The organism is Chromobacterium sp. Ag138, assembly GCF_055181315.1.
Genome location: NZ_JBUPWA010000001.1, coordinates 199,085 through 211,098, shown reverse-complemented (window position 1 = coordinate 211,098; position 12,014 = coordinate 199,085). Strand labels below are relative to the sequence as shown.

Here is a 12,014-nt window from a genome sequence, read left to right as displayed (position 1 = left end):
GCTATGTTTCCAGAATTACATGCCGCCCAGCGCGCGCAGGGCGTTGCTGACCGCCAGCACGGCGATCAGGCTGTCGATGCGGTCGTAGACGCCGCCATGGCCCGGCAACAGCCGGCTGCTGTCCTTGATGCCGGCCGAGCGCTTGAACCAGGACTCCAGCAAGTCGCCGCACACGCTGACCGCGGTCAGCGGCAATGCCAGCAACAGCAGGCCCCACAGCGGCAGCTTGATGTCCAGCCAGCCGAAATGATCAACCAAGGCGACGTAGATCGCCACGCAGACCACCGCGCCGTAAACGCCCTCCCAGCTTTTGCCCGGGCTGATGGCCGGCGCCAGCTTGCGTCGGCCGAAGGCCTTGCCGGAGAAATAGGCGGCGATGTCGGCCACCCATACCAAGCCCATCACGGCCAGCAGGGCCAACGCGTCATGCGCGGTGGCGCTGGGGCGCCACTCGAGAAAAGCGAACCAGGCCGGCAGCATCAGCGCCCAGCCCAGCAGCCAGGCCGACAGGCCGGACGGCATGGCCCAGCGCTTGGCCAGCCAGGCCGGTACCAGCAACAGCCACAGCGCCAACACCGCGCCGTGCTCGAAACCCTGCATCCGCCAATGGCCGAACCAGGCCGCGGCGGCGAACAGGGTGGACAGCGCAAGATAGCACGCCTGCCGAGAGAGGGGCATCCCGACCATCCGGGCGTACTCCCACAGGGCCAGAACGACGATCAGCCAGGAAAACCCCGCCCAAGCGGCGGCAGGGAACAGGAACAGCGCCGCCAGCATCAGCGGCAGCAATACGAGCGCGGTCAAAATTCGCGTTATCAGCATGAAGTCAGAGCTTGTCTCGGCGCAGGTGCTCGGGCAATTGCTCGCTGGTGCGGCCAAAGCGGCGCTCCCGCTGCCAGTAGGAGTGGATCGCCTCCTGCAGCGCCGCTTGGTCGAAATCGGGCCACAACAGGTCGGTGAAGTACAACTCGGAATACGCCAGCTGCCACAGCAGGAAGTTGCTGATGCGCTGCTCGCCGCCGGTGCGGATGAACAAATCAGGCTCCGGCGCCCATGCCATGCCGAGACGCTCCGTCACCATCTCCTCAGTGATGGCGGCCTGGCCCTCGGCGATCAGCTGATTCACCGCGTGGACGATATCCCAGCGGCCGCCGTAATCGGCGGCGATAGTCAGCACCAAGCCGTCATTGCCGGCGGTCTTGGCCTCCGCCCGTTCGATTCGCTCGGACAACTCCGCGCTGAAGCGCTCGCGCGAACCCAGCACCTTCAGGCGGATATTGTTGTTATGGAGCTTGGAGACTTCGTGCTCCAGCGCGCGCAGAAACAGGTCCATCAGGAAAGACACTTCTTCCTGCGGCCGGCGCCAGTTTTCAGTGGAGAAGGCGAACAGCGTCAGATAGCCGACGCCCATTTCCTTGCAGGCCTTCACCGCCTCGCGCACGGCGTCCAGGCCGCGCTTGTGGCCGGCCACGCGCGGCAGGAAGCGTTTCTTGGCCCAACGGCCGTTGCCATCCATGATGATGGCGATATGCCGGGGCGGCTCGCACCCCTCCGGCACAGTTTTCGAAGAACCGGGAAACAAGATCCGCCCCTTATACCGCCAGCAGGTCGGCTTCTTTGGCGGCCAGCATCTTGTCGACTTCGGCGGTGTACTTGTCGGTCAGCTTCTGGATCTCGTCCTGGCCGCGGCGCTCGTCGTCCTCGGTGATGGCCTTGTCCTTCAGCAGGTTCTTGAATTCGGTGTTGGAATCGCGGCGGATGTTGCGGACGGCCACGCGGGCGCCTTCGGCCTCGCCGCGCACCACCTTGATCAGGTCCTTGCGGCGCTCTTCGGTCAGCATCGGCATCGGAACGCGGATGATCTCGCCCATCGAAGCCGGATTCAGACCCAGGTCGCAATCGCGGATCGCTTTTTCGATCTTGGCCAGCATCGGCTTTTCCCACGGCTGCACGCCGATGGTGCGGGCGTCGATCAGGGTGACGTTGGCCACTTGGTTGACCGGCACGTCGCTGCCGTAATAGTCAACCATGACATGATCCAGAATGCCGGTGTGGGCGCGTCCGGTACGAACCTTGGCCAGGTCGTTCTTGAACGCTTCCAGCGTCTTCTGCATTTTTTGTTCGGCCGATTTTTTGATTTCGTTAATCATGTCGCACTCCCGGAATACTTCAAATGACAAGGCGAAAACGGCCATTGCCGTTTTCGCCCTCAGCAATTTTCAAACTCAGCAGTGTACCAGCGTGCCTTCGTCTTCGCCAAGCACGACGCGGCGCAGCGCGCCGTTCTTGAAGATGCTGAACACCTTGATATTGAGGTGCTGATCGCGGCACAAGGCGAAGGCGGTGGCGTCCATCACCTTCAGGTTCCGCGAGATCGCCTCGTCGAAAGTCACGCTCTGGTAGCGGACCGCGTCGGGATTCTTTTTCGGATCATCGGTATACACGCCATCCACCTTGGTGGCCTTCAGCATGATGTCGACGTTCATTTCCATGCCGCGCAGCGCGGCGGCGGTATCGGTGGTGAAGAAGGGGTTGCCGGTGCCGGCGGCGAAGATCACCACCTTGCCCTCTTCCAGGTACTGCATCGCCTTGCCGCGCACATAAGGCTCGGCGATCTGCTGCATCGTCAGCGCGGACTGCACGCGGGCGATCAAGCCAGCCTTGGTCATCGCATCCTTCAACGCCAGGGCGTTCATCACGGTAGCCATCATGCCCATGTAATCCGCCGTCGCGCGATCCATGCCCGCCGCAGCAGGAGCCACGCCGCGGAAAATATTGCCCCCGCCGATCACGATGCCCACCTCAACGCCCAGGCCCACCACTTCTTTGATCTGACCCACAATCTGCTCGATGGTCGAGCGGTTGATGCCATAGCTGTCATCCCCCATCAGGGCTTCGCCGGAAAGTTTCAACAGGATGCGTTTATAGGCGGGAACTTGGCTCATGATGTCCTCGGATTGGCGGTTGTGGTGTGTTCAATTTGCAAAACGGCACCCTGCAGGCAGGGTGCCGTTGGTAAAGCGGTAAGCCGAAACTTACAGCTTGGCAGCCGCAGCCACTTCAGCTGCGTAGTCTACTACTTTCTTCTCGATGCCTTCGCCCACTACGAACATGGCGAACGCCTTGACCGAGGCTTTTTGCTCGGCCAGCAGCTTCTCGACGGTCACATCCGGGTTCTTGACGAAGGGCTGACCCAGCAGGGTCACTTCGGCCAGGAACTTGTTGATGCGGCCTTCAACCATCTTGGCGACGATGTCGGCCGGCTTGCCGGACTCGGCAGCCTGGGCGCTGTAGATCTTGCGCTCTTGGTCCAGGGTCTCGGAGGAAACCTGGTCCTTGGACACGCAGATCGGCTTGGAAGCGGCGATGTGCATGGCCACGTCCTTGCCCACTTGCTCAGAGCCGGCGTAGTCGACGATCACGCCGATCTTGGCGCCATGCAGGTAGGTGGCGATCGCGCCTTCGGTCTGGTAGCGAACGAAGCGACGGATGGTCATGTTCTCGCCCAGCTTGGCGATGGCAGCCTTGCGGATGTCTTCCACGGACACGCCGTCGACTTCCACTGCGGACAGCGCTTCGACATCGGCCGGATTGGCGATGACGGCAGCCTTGGCGGCTGCGGCGGCCAGCGCCAGGAAGGTCGGGTCTTTGGCGACAAAGTCGGTTTCGCAGTTCACTTCCACCAGGGCGCCGACGCCGGCTTCCACGTAGGAACCGATGATGCCTTCGGCGGCCAGGCGGCCAGCCATCTTGGAAGCCTTGTTGCCGGACTTGATGCGCAGGATTTCTTCAGCCTTGGCCGCGTCGCCGTCGGCTTCAACCAGAGCCTTCTTGCACTCCATCATGCCGAGGCCGGTGGCCACGCGCAGATCCGAAACCATTTTTGCGGTGATTTCCGCCATCTTGCTACTCCTGAATGATTTAGATTACGTGAATGTTCGGGTCCAAAAAAAGGGGCTTTCGCCCCTTTTCCGCTTACTCGGCCTGGGCCGATTCAGCAGCTGCGACGATCTCTTGCAGAGAGTTCGCGCGACCTTCCAGCACCGCGTCGGCAATGCCGCGAGCGTACAGGCGGATGGCGCGGGAGGAGTCGTCGTTGCCCGGAACCACGTAATCGATGCCGTCCGGGGAGTTGTTGGTATCAACAACGCCGATAACCGGGATGCCCAGTTTCTTGGCTTCGACAATGGTGCCCTTCTGGTAGCCAGTATCGATGACGAAGATGGCGTCCGGCAGGCCCTTCATATCCTTGATACCGCCCAGCGAGCGTTCCAGCTTGTCAACTTCGCGTTGCAGGTCCAACAGTTCTTTCTTGTTGTAACCGGTGTCAGCGCCTTCGAGGATGGCACGCTTTTCTTCAAGACGCTTGATGGACTGCTTCACGGTCTTGTAGTTGGTCAGCATGCCGCCGAGCCAGCGGTGATCAACAAACGGCATGCCAGCGCGGGCAGCTTCTTCACGGACGATCTCACGCGCCTGACGCTTGGTACCAACAAACATTACGGTACCCTTGTTGGCGGCCAGACGACGCACATATTCCTGGGCGCTGATGAACAGCGGCAGAGTCTTTTCCAGGTTGATGATGTGGATCTTGTTGCGGCTGCCAAAGATGTACTGAGCCATCTTCGGGTTCCAGAAACGGGTTTGGTGGCCGAAGTGAACGCCGGCCTCAAGCATTTGACGCATGGTAACGTTGGTGGACATGCAAAAACTCCTAAAAGGGTTAAGCCTCCATCCGCGCAGACAACCCTGCAAGGCTTCAGCCAGCGGGCACCCTTTGGCGCGGATGTGCGTAGTTTTGGATTAACAATTCCCCGCCGACATGGCAGGGAACACGAGATTGTAGCATTCCGGGACAGCCGGACTCAAGCCTTTCCCTCGCCCTCCGCGGCCCGCCGCCGCTTGCGCAGCCTGTTGCGTGCCACCCACGCCACAAACCAGACCGGCAGCACGCCCAGGAAGAAGAACACCGCCGCGCCGGCAGCCACGCTGCGCTGCCCCGCGGCCAGCATCAACACCGCGTACAACCACCCCATCAGAACTATGATCAGCGCCATGGATTAAAACATTCGTTTGAAATTCAGGACAAATACAACAACAATGAACCGTCATTGTAAACCACCCGCCTCCATCTCCATGCAAACCGCCATCACTCGCCTGCTCGGCATCCAGCGCCCCCTGCTCTGCCCCGGCATGAGCTATATCGCCACCCCGGAACTGGTCGCGGCGGTCAGCAACGCCGGCGGCCTGGGCATACTCGCCACCGGGCCGCTGTCAGCCGACGCCGTCCGCGCCGCCATCCGCCGCATACGCGAGCTCACCGACAAGCCCTTCGGCATCGGCTGCACGCTGATGATGCCCGGCGCCGCCGACAACGCCAAAGTCGCGCTGGAAAAGCAAGTGCCGGTAATCAATTACTCGCTGGGCAAAGGCGACTGGATCGCCGAGGCCGCGCATCGTTACGGCGGCAAGGTGCTGGCTACCGTGGTGACGGAAAAACACGCGAAATCGGCCGAAAAATGCGGCGCGGACGCCTTGCTGGTCACCGGCCACGAGGCGGCGGCCCACGGCGGCAGCGTGACCTCGCTGGTGCTGATTCCCGCCATCCGCCGCGCAAGCTCGCTGCCCATCGTCGCGGCGGGGGGCTTCGCCGACGGCGCCGGCTTGATGGCGGCGCTGGCCCTGGGCGCCGATGCGGTGGCCATGGGCTCGCGGCTGGCCATGACCCGGGAAAGCCCGGTCCACGCCGCCACCAAGGACATGGTGCTGCAGCGCGGCGTCGGCGATACGCTTTACTCGAAGAATTTCGACGGGCTATGGTGCCGGATGATGGACACGCCCGCCGCGCGCCGCGCCTGCCGCAAGCCGCTGGGATTGATCCCCGCCGCCTTCCGCGCCAGCAAGATGGCGCGCCGGATGGGCATGCCGGTGATGAAAGTGGCGATAGGCGGCATGCTCAGCCAGCCGCAAGCGCTGCGCCAGCTGGCGCTGTTCGGCGCCGCCACCGAGTCCATCCGCCTGGCGATACAGGAGGGAAATCATGAGAAAGGCGTGCAACTGATCGGCCAGGCGCAAGGATTGATCGACGACCTGCCCAGCGTGGCCGAGCTGTTCGCCAGAATCATGTCCGAGGCCAGAGCCTGCCAAGAGCGCGTCGCAGGCTTCTAAGCTCCCGCGGCAAAACAGCCCGCCGATTTCTCGACGGGCTGTTCAAATTCAACATGCCGGAAAGCTTACTTCCACAGCTTCCACCACGGCATCTCCTCGACCGTCCACGACTTCCCCAGGTACTGGCTCTGCGGGTAGTTGAGCGCCAGCACGCGGCGCGCGTCGTCCCGCAGCTTCGGCAACTGCAGCTTGTCGTAGGCGGCCACCATGATGGCCAGCGCCTCTTCCGGATACCTGGTGTTGGCGTAATCCTTGACCACCCCCTGGGCGCGGTTGGCCGCGGCCAGATAGGCGCCGCGCTTCATGTAGTAGCGGGCCACGTGCATCTCGTTGCCGCCCAGCGCGTCCACCAGGCGGATCATCTTCGCCTTGGCGTCCGGCGCGTAGGTGCTGTTGGGGAAACGGGTGGTCAACTCGCGGAAAGCCGAGAAGGCCTCGCGGGCCGCGCGCGGATCGCGTTCGCTCATGTCCTGGCCGGCCCATTTGGCGAGCAGGCCGGAATCATCGTTGTAATACACCAAACCCTTCAGATAATAGATGTAGTCGATGTTCGGATGCGTAGGATGCAGCTTGATGAAGCGATCGGCGGAGGCGATGGCCAGCTCGGGCTCGCCGTCCTTGTAATGGGTGTAGGCCAGGTCCATCTGAGCCTGCTGCGCGTAGCGTCCGTAGGGAAAGCGCGCTTCCAGCGTTTCGTACAGCTTGACTGCGCGAGTATAATTACCGCTGTTCAACTCATCGTGAGCTTCCGAATAGAGCTTCTCCACGGTCCAGCCGCGCGTTTCGTCGTAGGTTTCCGTGGTTGCACAACCGGCAAGCCCCACCATCACCAACATAGCTGCAACAACGTATCTTTTCATGACTGATCCTTACATTGACCCGGACGATTATAGCGACATCTCGGAAAACGAGATATCCGCCACGCAACTTCTTGAGGTGCCGCTCTCGCTGTGCGGCGAACGGCTTGACGCCGCGCTCGCCAAACTGCTGCCCGATTACTCCCGCAGCCGGCTGACTCAATGGGTCAAAGACGGGCTGGTGAAGGTGGACGGCCAGGTCCTCGCGCCCAAGACCAAGATGCTGGGCGGCGAGAAGCTGGAAGTGACGCTGCAGCTCACCAATGAAGAAATGGCCTTCCAGCCCGAGCCGATGGATCTACCCATCGTGTTCGAGGACGACCACATCCTGGTGATCAACAAGCCCGCCGGCCTGGTCGTGCATCCCGCCTCCGGCAACTGGAGCGGCACCCTGCTCAACGGCCTGCTGCACCACTGCCCGTCGCTGGCCAACGTGCCGCGCGCCGGCATCGTCCATCGCCTGGACAAGGACACCTCCGGCCTGATGGTGGTGGCCAAGACCGTGCCGGCCCAAACCGAGCTGGTGCGCCAGATGCAGGCCCGCAGCGTCAAGCGCGTCTACCGCGCCATCGCCGACGGCGTGGTACCCTTCGATGGCACCATCGACGCCAATATCGGCCGCGACCCGCACAACCGGCTGAAAATGGCGGTGCTGAAATTCGGCGGCAAGCCGGCCATCACCCATCTGCGGGTGCTGGAGCGCTTCGCCAGCCATTCCTACGTGGAATGCAAGCTCGAGACCGGCCGCACCCACCAGATCCGCGTCCACATGCGCGAAGCGGGCCACCCGCTGGCCGGCGACCCGGTGTATGGCAATCCGCGCCACAAGATGGACGAGGACGCCGCCGCCGCGGTCAAGGCGCTGGGCCGCCAGGCGCTGCACGCCTTCGCGCTGGCGCTGATCCATCCGGCCACCGGCGAGGAACGCAGCTGGAAGGCGCCGCTGCCCGACGACTTCCGCGCGCTGCTGGACCTGCTGCGCGGCGACGGCGCGGTGGCGGACGACGAAACCTTCGCCCACGGCGACGGCGAGGACGATGAAGACTGGGACGACGACGACGACGACGACGACGATGACGGCGACGTCGAGGTGATCTATGCCCGATAAGGACTGGATCGAGGCCGACTGGCCCGCCCCGGCGCGGGTCCGCACGCTGGCGACCACGCGCAACGGCGGCGTCAGCCAGCCGCCCTACGCCAGCCTGAACCTGGGCGCGCATGTCGGCGACGACCCGGAAGCCGTGGCGGCCAACCGCGCGCGGCTGCGCGACGAGCTGCCCGCCGAACCGGCATGGCTCAACCAGGTGCACGGCATCATCGTGGCCGACGCGGCGACGGTCGGCCACGCCGCGCCCGATGCCGACGCCAGCTTCGCCCGCGCGCCGGGAGCCGTCTGCGCGGTGATGACCGCCGACTGCCTGCCGGTGCTGCTGTGCGACGAGCAGGGCCGCGCGGTGGCCGCGGCCCACGCCGGCTGGCGCGGGCTGTGCGACGGCGTGATCGAGGCGACCGTGGCCGCGATGGCGCTGCCGCCGTCGGGACTGATGGCCTGGCTCGGCCCGGCCATCGGCCCGGACGCCTTCGAAGTGGGGCCGGAAGTGCGCCAGGCCTTCATCGCGAAAGACGCCGAGGCGGACCATGCCTTCGCCGACATCGGCGGCGGCAAGTACCTGGCCGACATCTACGCGTTGGCGCGGCTGCGGCTGAAAAAGCTGGGCGTCTCGCGCGTCTACGGCGGCGATTTCTGCACCGTGATCGACCGCGACCGCTTCTTCTCCTACCGCCGCGACCGCGAAACTGGCCGCATGGCCTCGCTGATCTGGCTGGAAGACTGATCCCGCCCGCCCCGCCGCCCGGCGGGGCCTCTCCTCCCGGTTGACCCGGCCGTTCGATGCGAACAACATAGACAGGTGTATTAACATCCAGGAAAACGCCCCATGGATATCGCCATCGTCACGCTGGACTGTTTCAACGAGCTGGACTCCATGATCGCCGCCGGCATCTTGGGCCGGATGAGCCCGCAAGGCTGGAACGTGCGCATCTGCTCGCCCGCGCCCGTCATCCAGTCGCGCAGCGGCACGCGCGTGGAGCGCCAGGAAGACCTGTCCTACGCCAATCGCGCCGACGCGGTGCTGATAGGTAGCGGCTGGCGCACCCGCGACTGGGTGGCCGACGACGCGATCATGAGCCAGTTGAAGCTGGACCCGTCCCGCCAGTTGATAGGCTCCCAATGTTCGGGCGCGCTGGTGCTGCACCGGCTCGGCCTGCTCGCCGACGGCGTCGCCTGCACCGACGGCATGACCCGGCCGATGCTGGAACAGCTTGGCATCCAGGTGCCGTCCGCAGCCTTCCGGGTTGCCGGCAATATCGCCACCGCCGGCGGCTGCCTGTCCTCGCAATACCTGGCGGCCTGGGTGCTGCTGCGCCTGGCCGGCGAGGCGAAAACCCGCGAGATCCTGTCCTACATCGCGCCGGTAGGAGAAGAGGACGCCTTCGTTCAGCGCGCGCTGTTCATCGTCTCCGTCGCGCCCGAGCCTGCCCTCCGATGAAGATCGCATCGTTGGCGGGGCTGGCGCCTGAAGACCTCCACCCCTGCTTTCTCGACGCCTTCAGCGACTACCTGGTGCCCGCCCAGCCTGGTTTGCCGCAGCTGGCCGCCATGCTGCGCCGGCGGGGCTGGGCGCCCGAGCTGAGCGCCGGCGCCTGGCTGAATGGCAGCCTGACCGGCTTCTGGCTATGCGCGACGCCGGAAATCGACGGGGAACGCGAAGGCTATTGCATCGCCGCCGGCGTCGCTCCCGCCGCGAGGCGGCGTCACGCGCTGACCGATATGGCGGGGCTGGTCAGCCGCCTGCTGGCCGCCCACGGCATCCGCCGCCAGCGCCTGGAAGTGATAGACGGCAACCAACGGGCGCGCGAAGCCTACGCTTCCCTGGGCTTTACGCCGCTGCGCAAGCTGGACTGCTACCAGATGACGGCGCAGGTTCAGACCCGCCGCGCATGGCCGGTAACCATTCATTCGGCCCACGATCCGGCGCGATGGCCGGCGCCCGATGCCCTCTCCTACCCCCAGGCCGTGCCCAATCGGCACGAATCATTGCTGCGCGCCGACCCGCCGCTGCGCTGGCTGACCGTCGACTGCGACGGACAAACCCTGGGCTCCTTGCTGATGTCGCCGGACGGCGAGGTCGCCGAGCTGCAGGTGGATCCAGCCTTCCGCCGCCAGGGCATCGCCAGCCAGCTGCTGCTCGCCGCGCAGGGACTGAGCGCGGGCGGTCGCCTGGGCTTCAACAACGTCGACAGCCGCGACCTGCCCTTGCTTTCCTTGTTGCTGCGCCACCAGGCCGTCTATCGCCTGTCGCAATGGGAAATGACGCTTTCCCCTGCGCGCTAGCCTGCGATTCCGCCTGCGGATGTTAAAATGACAATACGGATTGTTTTCAATCAGTCATTTTCGCCGCTCCCCTGCGGACGGCGCGCGCAACCCCGCCACGCCGGCGCATCGCTGGCGCGCGCAAACCTCAGGACCTGCCGCATGACCCCGCAGCAACAAACCGAATGGCAGCAACGCCTGATCGCCGTGCTGGAAAGCCAGCCGCCGGACGACGACGGCGCCCATGACCTCAGCCACCTCCACCGCGTCTGGGCCGTGGCCCGCAAGCTGCTGGCCCGCTATCCCGAGGCCGACCCCATCGTCGTCATGGCCGGCAGCTATCTGCACGATCTGGTCAACCTGCCCAAAAACCACCCGCAACGCCAGCTCGCCTCTCACTGGTCGGCCGAGCGCGCGCGCCAGTTGCTGGCAGACAGCGGCCTGTCCGGCGCCCAGCTGGACAACCTGGCCCACGCCATCGAGGCCCACAGCTACTCGGCCGCCATTCCGCCGCGCACTCTGGAAGCCAAGATCGTGCAGGACGCCGACCGCATGGACGCGCTGGGACCGGTTGGCCTGGCCCGCATGTTCTACGTGTCCGGCCGCATGGGACGCGCGCTGGCCCACCCGATCGACCCGATGGCCGAGCAGCGCGGCCTGGACGACCAGGCCTGGGCGATAGACCATATCGACGTCAAGCTGGCCAGGCTGCCCGGCATGATGCAGACCGAGGCCGGGCGCGACATGGCCGAGCGGAAGCTGGAATGGCTGATTCGCTTCCGCGACGAATTCTGCCGGGACTGGATGGCCCGCTGAAAGAAGCCACACGGGAGAGCCGCCGCCATGCTGATCGAGAAACTGTCCCGCAACACGCAAGGCCGGGATTGGGCGGTCGGGGATGTGCATGGCTGCTTCGCCCAGTTGTCGGGCCTGCTCAAGATCATCGCCTTCGACCCCGCGCGCGACCGGCTGCTGTCGGTGGGCGACCTGGTGGACAGAGGGCCGGACAGCCCGATGGTGACGGAATGGCTGGCCCAGCCGTGGTTCCACGCGGTGCGCGGCAACCATGAGCAGATGGCGCTGGACGCGATGCGCAACCCGCTCGAGGATCAGGAGCGCCATCTGCGCAACGGCGGCCGCTGGCTGGCCGAACTGAGCCCGGCCGAGCGCGAGGCTTGCGCCGCGGCCCTGTCCCGGCTGCCGCTGGCGCTGGAAGTGGAGGTAGAGGGAGGAAAAATCGGCGTGCTCCACGCCGATTGCCCCGGCAACGACTGGACCGCGCTGGCCGCCAGACTGGAAGCCGGCGATCTCGACGAGCAGGACCGAGACGCGCTGCTGTGGTCGCGCGAGCGGGCGCGAAACGGCGGCGCCGGCACGGTGGCCGGCATAGACCTGGTCCTGGCCGGCCATACTCCCCAGCCCAACGCCGTTCTCTACGACAACGTGATGCATCTTGACACCGGCGCCGTCTACGGCGGCAAACTCACGCTGTTCTGCCTGCAGGATTTCGTCGAGGTATCGCTGCCCTCCGGCTTCGGCCACCTGGCCCGCTTCGAGCTGCATGAATTAGACGCCGGCCGCCCTCGCCGCTAGAATGCGCGCTCAGCAGACCAAGG

The 12,014-nt window shown here is 64.9% G+C and carries 15 protein-coding genes; 7 read left to right on the top strand and 8 right to left on the bottom strand.

Going from position 1 to position 12,014, the window contains the following annotated elements:
- Nucleotides 1-15 precede the first annotated feature (15 nt).
- The 7 genes from ACY3GB_RS01080 to ACY3GB_RS01050 form a co-directional block, all read right to left on the bottom strand.
- Nucleotides 16-822: a phosphatidate cytidylyltransferase gene (locus ACY3GB_RS01080; RefSeq protein WP_463087069.1), complete on the bottom strand. Its 807-nt coding sequence runs from the start codon at nucleotides 820-822 to the stop codon at nucleotides 16-18.
- A 4-nt stretch (nucleotides 823-826) separates the two neighbouring features.
- A complete protein-coding gene (locus ACY3GB_RS01075; RefSeq protein WP_463087068.1) occupies nucleotides 827-1,582 on the bottom strand; it encodes an isoprenyl transferase in 756 nt (251 codons plus the stop codon).
- Nucleotides 1,583-1,592: 10 nt separating this feature from the next.
- Entirely contained in the window at nucleotides 1,593-2,150 is a 558-nt protein-coding gene (gene frr / locus ACY3GB_RS01070) for a ribosome recycling factor (protein WP_166440627.1), read from the bottom strand.
- Nucleotides 2,151-2,225: 75 nt separating this feature from the next.
- Complete coding sequence (gene pyrH / locus ACY3GB_RS01065; protein ID WP_021477858.1) at nucleotides 2,226-2,945, bottom strand: UMP kinase; 720 nt, start codon at nucleotides 2,943-2,945, stop codon at nucleotides 2,226-2,228.
- Between the two features lie 90 nt (nucleotides 2,946-3,035).
- On the bottom strand, nucleotides 3,036-3,902 hold the full coding sequence (gene tsf / locus ACY3GB_RS01060) for a translation elongation factor Ts (protein ID WP_463087067.1): 867 nt from the start codon (nucleotides 3,900-3,902) through the stop codon (nucleotides 3,036-3,038).
- Between the two features lie 73 nt (nucleotides 3,903-3,975).
- Nucleotides 3,976-4,704, bottom strand: coding sequence for a 30S ribosomal protein S2 (gene rpsB / locus ACY3GB_RS01055; protein WP_463087066.1), 729 nt, complete (start codon nucleotides 4,702-4,704; stop codon nucleotides 3,976-3,978).
- Between the two features lie 161 nt (nucleotides 4,705-4,865).
- Complete coding sequence (locus ACY3GB_RS01050) at nucleotides 4,866-5,057, bottom strand: hypothetical protein (RefSeq protein ID WP_463087065.1); 192 nt, start codon at nucleotides 5,055-5,057, stop codon at nucleotides 4,866-4,868.
- Between the two features lie 43 nt (nucleotides 5,058-5,100).
- On the opposite strand from ACY3GB_RS01050, the gene ACY3GB_RS01045 reads away from it, so the two are divergent.
- Complete coding sequence (locus ACY3GB_RS01045; RefSeq protein ID WP_463087064.1) at nucleotides 5,101-6,168, top strand: NAD(P)H-dependent flavin oxidoreductase; 1,068 nt, start codon at nucleotides 5,101-5,103, stop codon at nucleotides 6,166-6,168.
- Between the two features lie 65 nt (nucleotides 6,169-6,233).
- Here the strand turns inward: ACY3GB_RS01045 and ACY3GB_RS01040 are convergent, their stop codons facing one another.
- Nucleotides 6,234-7,028, bottom strand: a complete 795-nt coding sequence (locus tag ACY3GB_RS01040) for an outer membrane protein assembly factor BamD (RefSeq protein ID WP_440217214.1) — start codon at nucleotides 7,026-7,028, stop codon at nucleotides 6,234-6,236.
- Here ACY3GB_RS01040 and rluD point away from each other — a divergent pair.
- From rluD to ACY3GB_RS01010, 6 genes are all read left to right on the top strand, one after another.
- Nucleotides 7,027-8,133: a 23S rRNA pseudouridine(1911/1915/1917) synthase RluD gene (gene rluD / locus ACY3GB_RS01035; RefSeq protein ID WP_463087063.1), complete on the top strand. Its 1,107-nt coding sequence runs from the start codon at nucleotides 7,027-7,029 to the stop codon at nucleotides 8,131-8,133. The two genes, ACY3GB_RS01040 and rluD, sit on opposite strands and share 2 nt — an antisense overlap.
- A complete protein-coding gene (gene pgeF / locus ACY3GB_RS01030) occupies nucleotides 8,123-8,860 on the top strand; it encodes a peptidoglycan editing factor PgeF (protein WP_463087062.1) in 738 nt (245 codons plus the stop codon). The genes rluD and pgeF overlap by 11 nt, the downstream gene beginning before the upstream one ends.
- Nucleotides 8,861-8,962: 102 nt before the next feature.
- A complete protein-coding gene (locus ACY3GB_RS01025) occupies nucleotides 8,963-9,574 on the top strand; it encodes a type 1 glutamine amidotransferase family protein (protein ID WP_463087061.1) in 612 nt (203 codons plus the stop codon).
- Complete coding sequence (locus ACY3GB_RS01020; protein ID WP_463087060.1) at nucleotides 9,571-10,419, top strand: GNAT family N-acetyltransferase; 849 nt, start codon at nucleotides 9,571-9,573, stop codon at nucleotides 10,417-10,419. The genes ACY3GB_RS01025 and ACY3GB_RS01020 overlap by 4 nt, the downstream gene beginning before the upstream one ends.
- 141 nt (nucleotides 10,420-10,560) lie before the next feature.
- Entirely contained in the window at nucleotides 10,561-11,214 is a 654-nt protein-coding gene (locus ACY3GB_RS01015) for an HD domain-containing protein (protein WP_463087059.1), read from the top strand.
- Between the two features lie 27 nt (nucleotides 11,215-11,241).
- Nucleotides 11,242-11,991 carry a metallophosphoesterase gene (locus tag ACY3GB_RS01010; protein WP_463087058.1) on the top strand — a complete coding sequence of 250 codons (750 nt, stop codon included), beginning with the start codon at nucleotides 11,242-11,244 and terminating at the stop codon, nucleotides 11,989-11,991.
- The last annotated feature ends 23 nt before the right edge of the window (nucleotides 11,992-12,014 follow it).

Excerpts from the sequence above, each read along its gene's own strand:
- ACY3GB_RS01025 (WP_463087061.1), top strand. The coding sequence starts at position 8,963 with ATGGATATCGCCATCGTCACGCTGGACTGTTTCAACGAGCTGGACTCC.
- ACY3GB_RS01080 (WP_463087069.1), bottom strand. The coding sequence starts at position 822 with ATGCTGATAACGCGAATTTTGACCGCGCTCGTATTGCTGCCGCTGATG.
- ACY3GB_RS01050 (WP_463087065.1), bottom strand. The coding sequence starts at position 5,057 with ATGGCGCTGATCATAGTTCTGATGGGGTGGTTGTACGCGGTGTTGATG.
- ACY3GB_RS01015 (WP_463087059.1), top strand. The coding sequence starts at position 10,561 with ATGACCCCGCAGCAACAAACCGAATGGCAGCAACGCCTGATCGCCGTG.
- ACY3GB_RS01010 (WP_463087058.1), top strand. The coding sequence starts at position 11,242 with ATGCTGATCGAGAAACTGTCCCGCAACACGCAAGGCCGGGATTGGGCG.
- rpsB (WP_463087066.1), bottom strand. The coding sequence starts at position 4,704 with ATGTCCACCAACGTTACCATGCGTCAAATGCTTGAGGCCGGCGTTCAC.
- tsf (WP_463087067.1), bottom strand. The coding sequence starts at position 3,902 with ATGGCGGAAATCACCGCAAAAATGGTTTCGGATCTGCGCGTGGCCACC.
- rluD (WP_463087063.1), top strand. The coding sequence starts at position 7,027 with ATGACTGATCCTTACATTGACCCGGACGATTATAGCGACATCTCGGAA.
- pyrH (WP_021477858.1), bottom strand. The coding sequence starts at position 2,945 with ATGAGCCAAGTTCCCGCCTATAAACGCATCCTGTTGAAACTTTCCGGC.
- pgeF (WP_463087062.1), top strand. The coding sequence starts at position 8,123 with ATGCCCGATAAGGACTGGATCGAGGCCGACTGGCCCGCCCCGGCGCGG.
- ACY3GB_RS01040 (WP_440217214.1), bottom strand. The coding sequence starts at position 7,028 with ATGAAAAGATACGTTGTTGCAGCTATGTTGGTGATGGTGGGGCTTGCC.
- ACY3GB_RS01020 (WP_463087060.1), top strand. The coding sequence starts at position 9,571 with ATGAAGATCGCATCGTTGGCGGGGCTGGCGCCTGAAGACCTCCACCCC.
- ACY3GB_RS01045 (WP_463087064.1), top strand. The coding sequence starts at position 5,101 with ATGAACCGTCATTGTAAACCACCCGCCTCCATCTCCATGCAAACCGCC.
- frr (WP_166440627.1), bottom strand. The coding sequence starts at position 2,150 with ATGATTAACGAAATCAAAAAATCGGCCGAACAAAAAATGCAGAAGACG.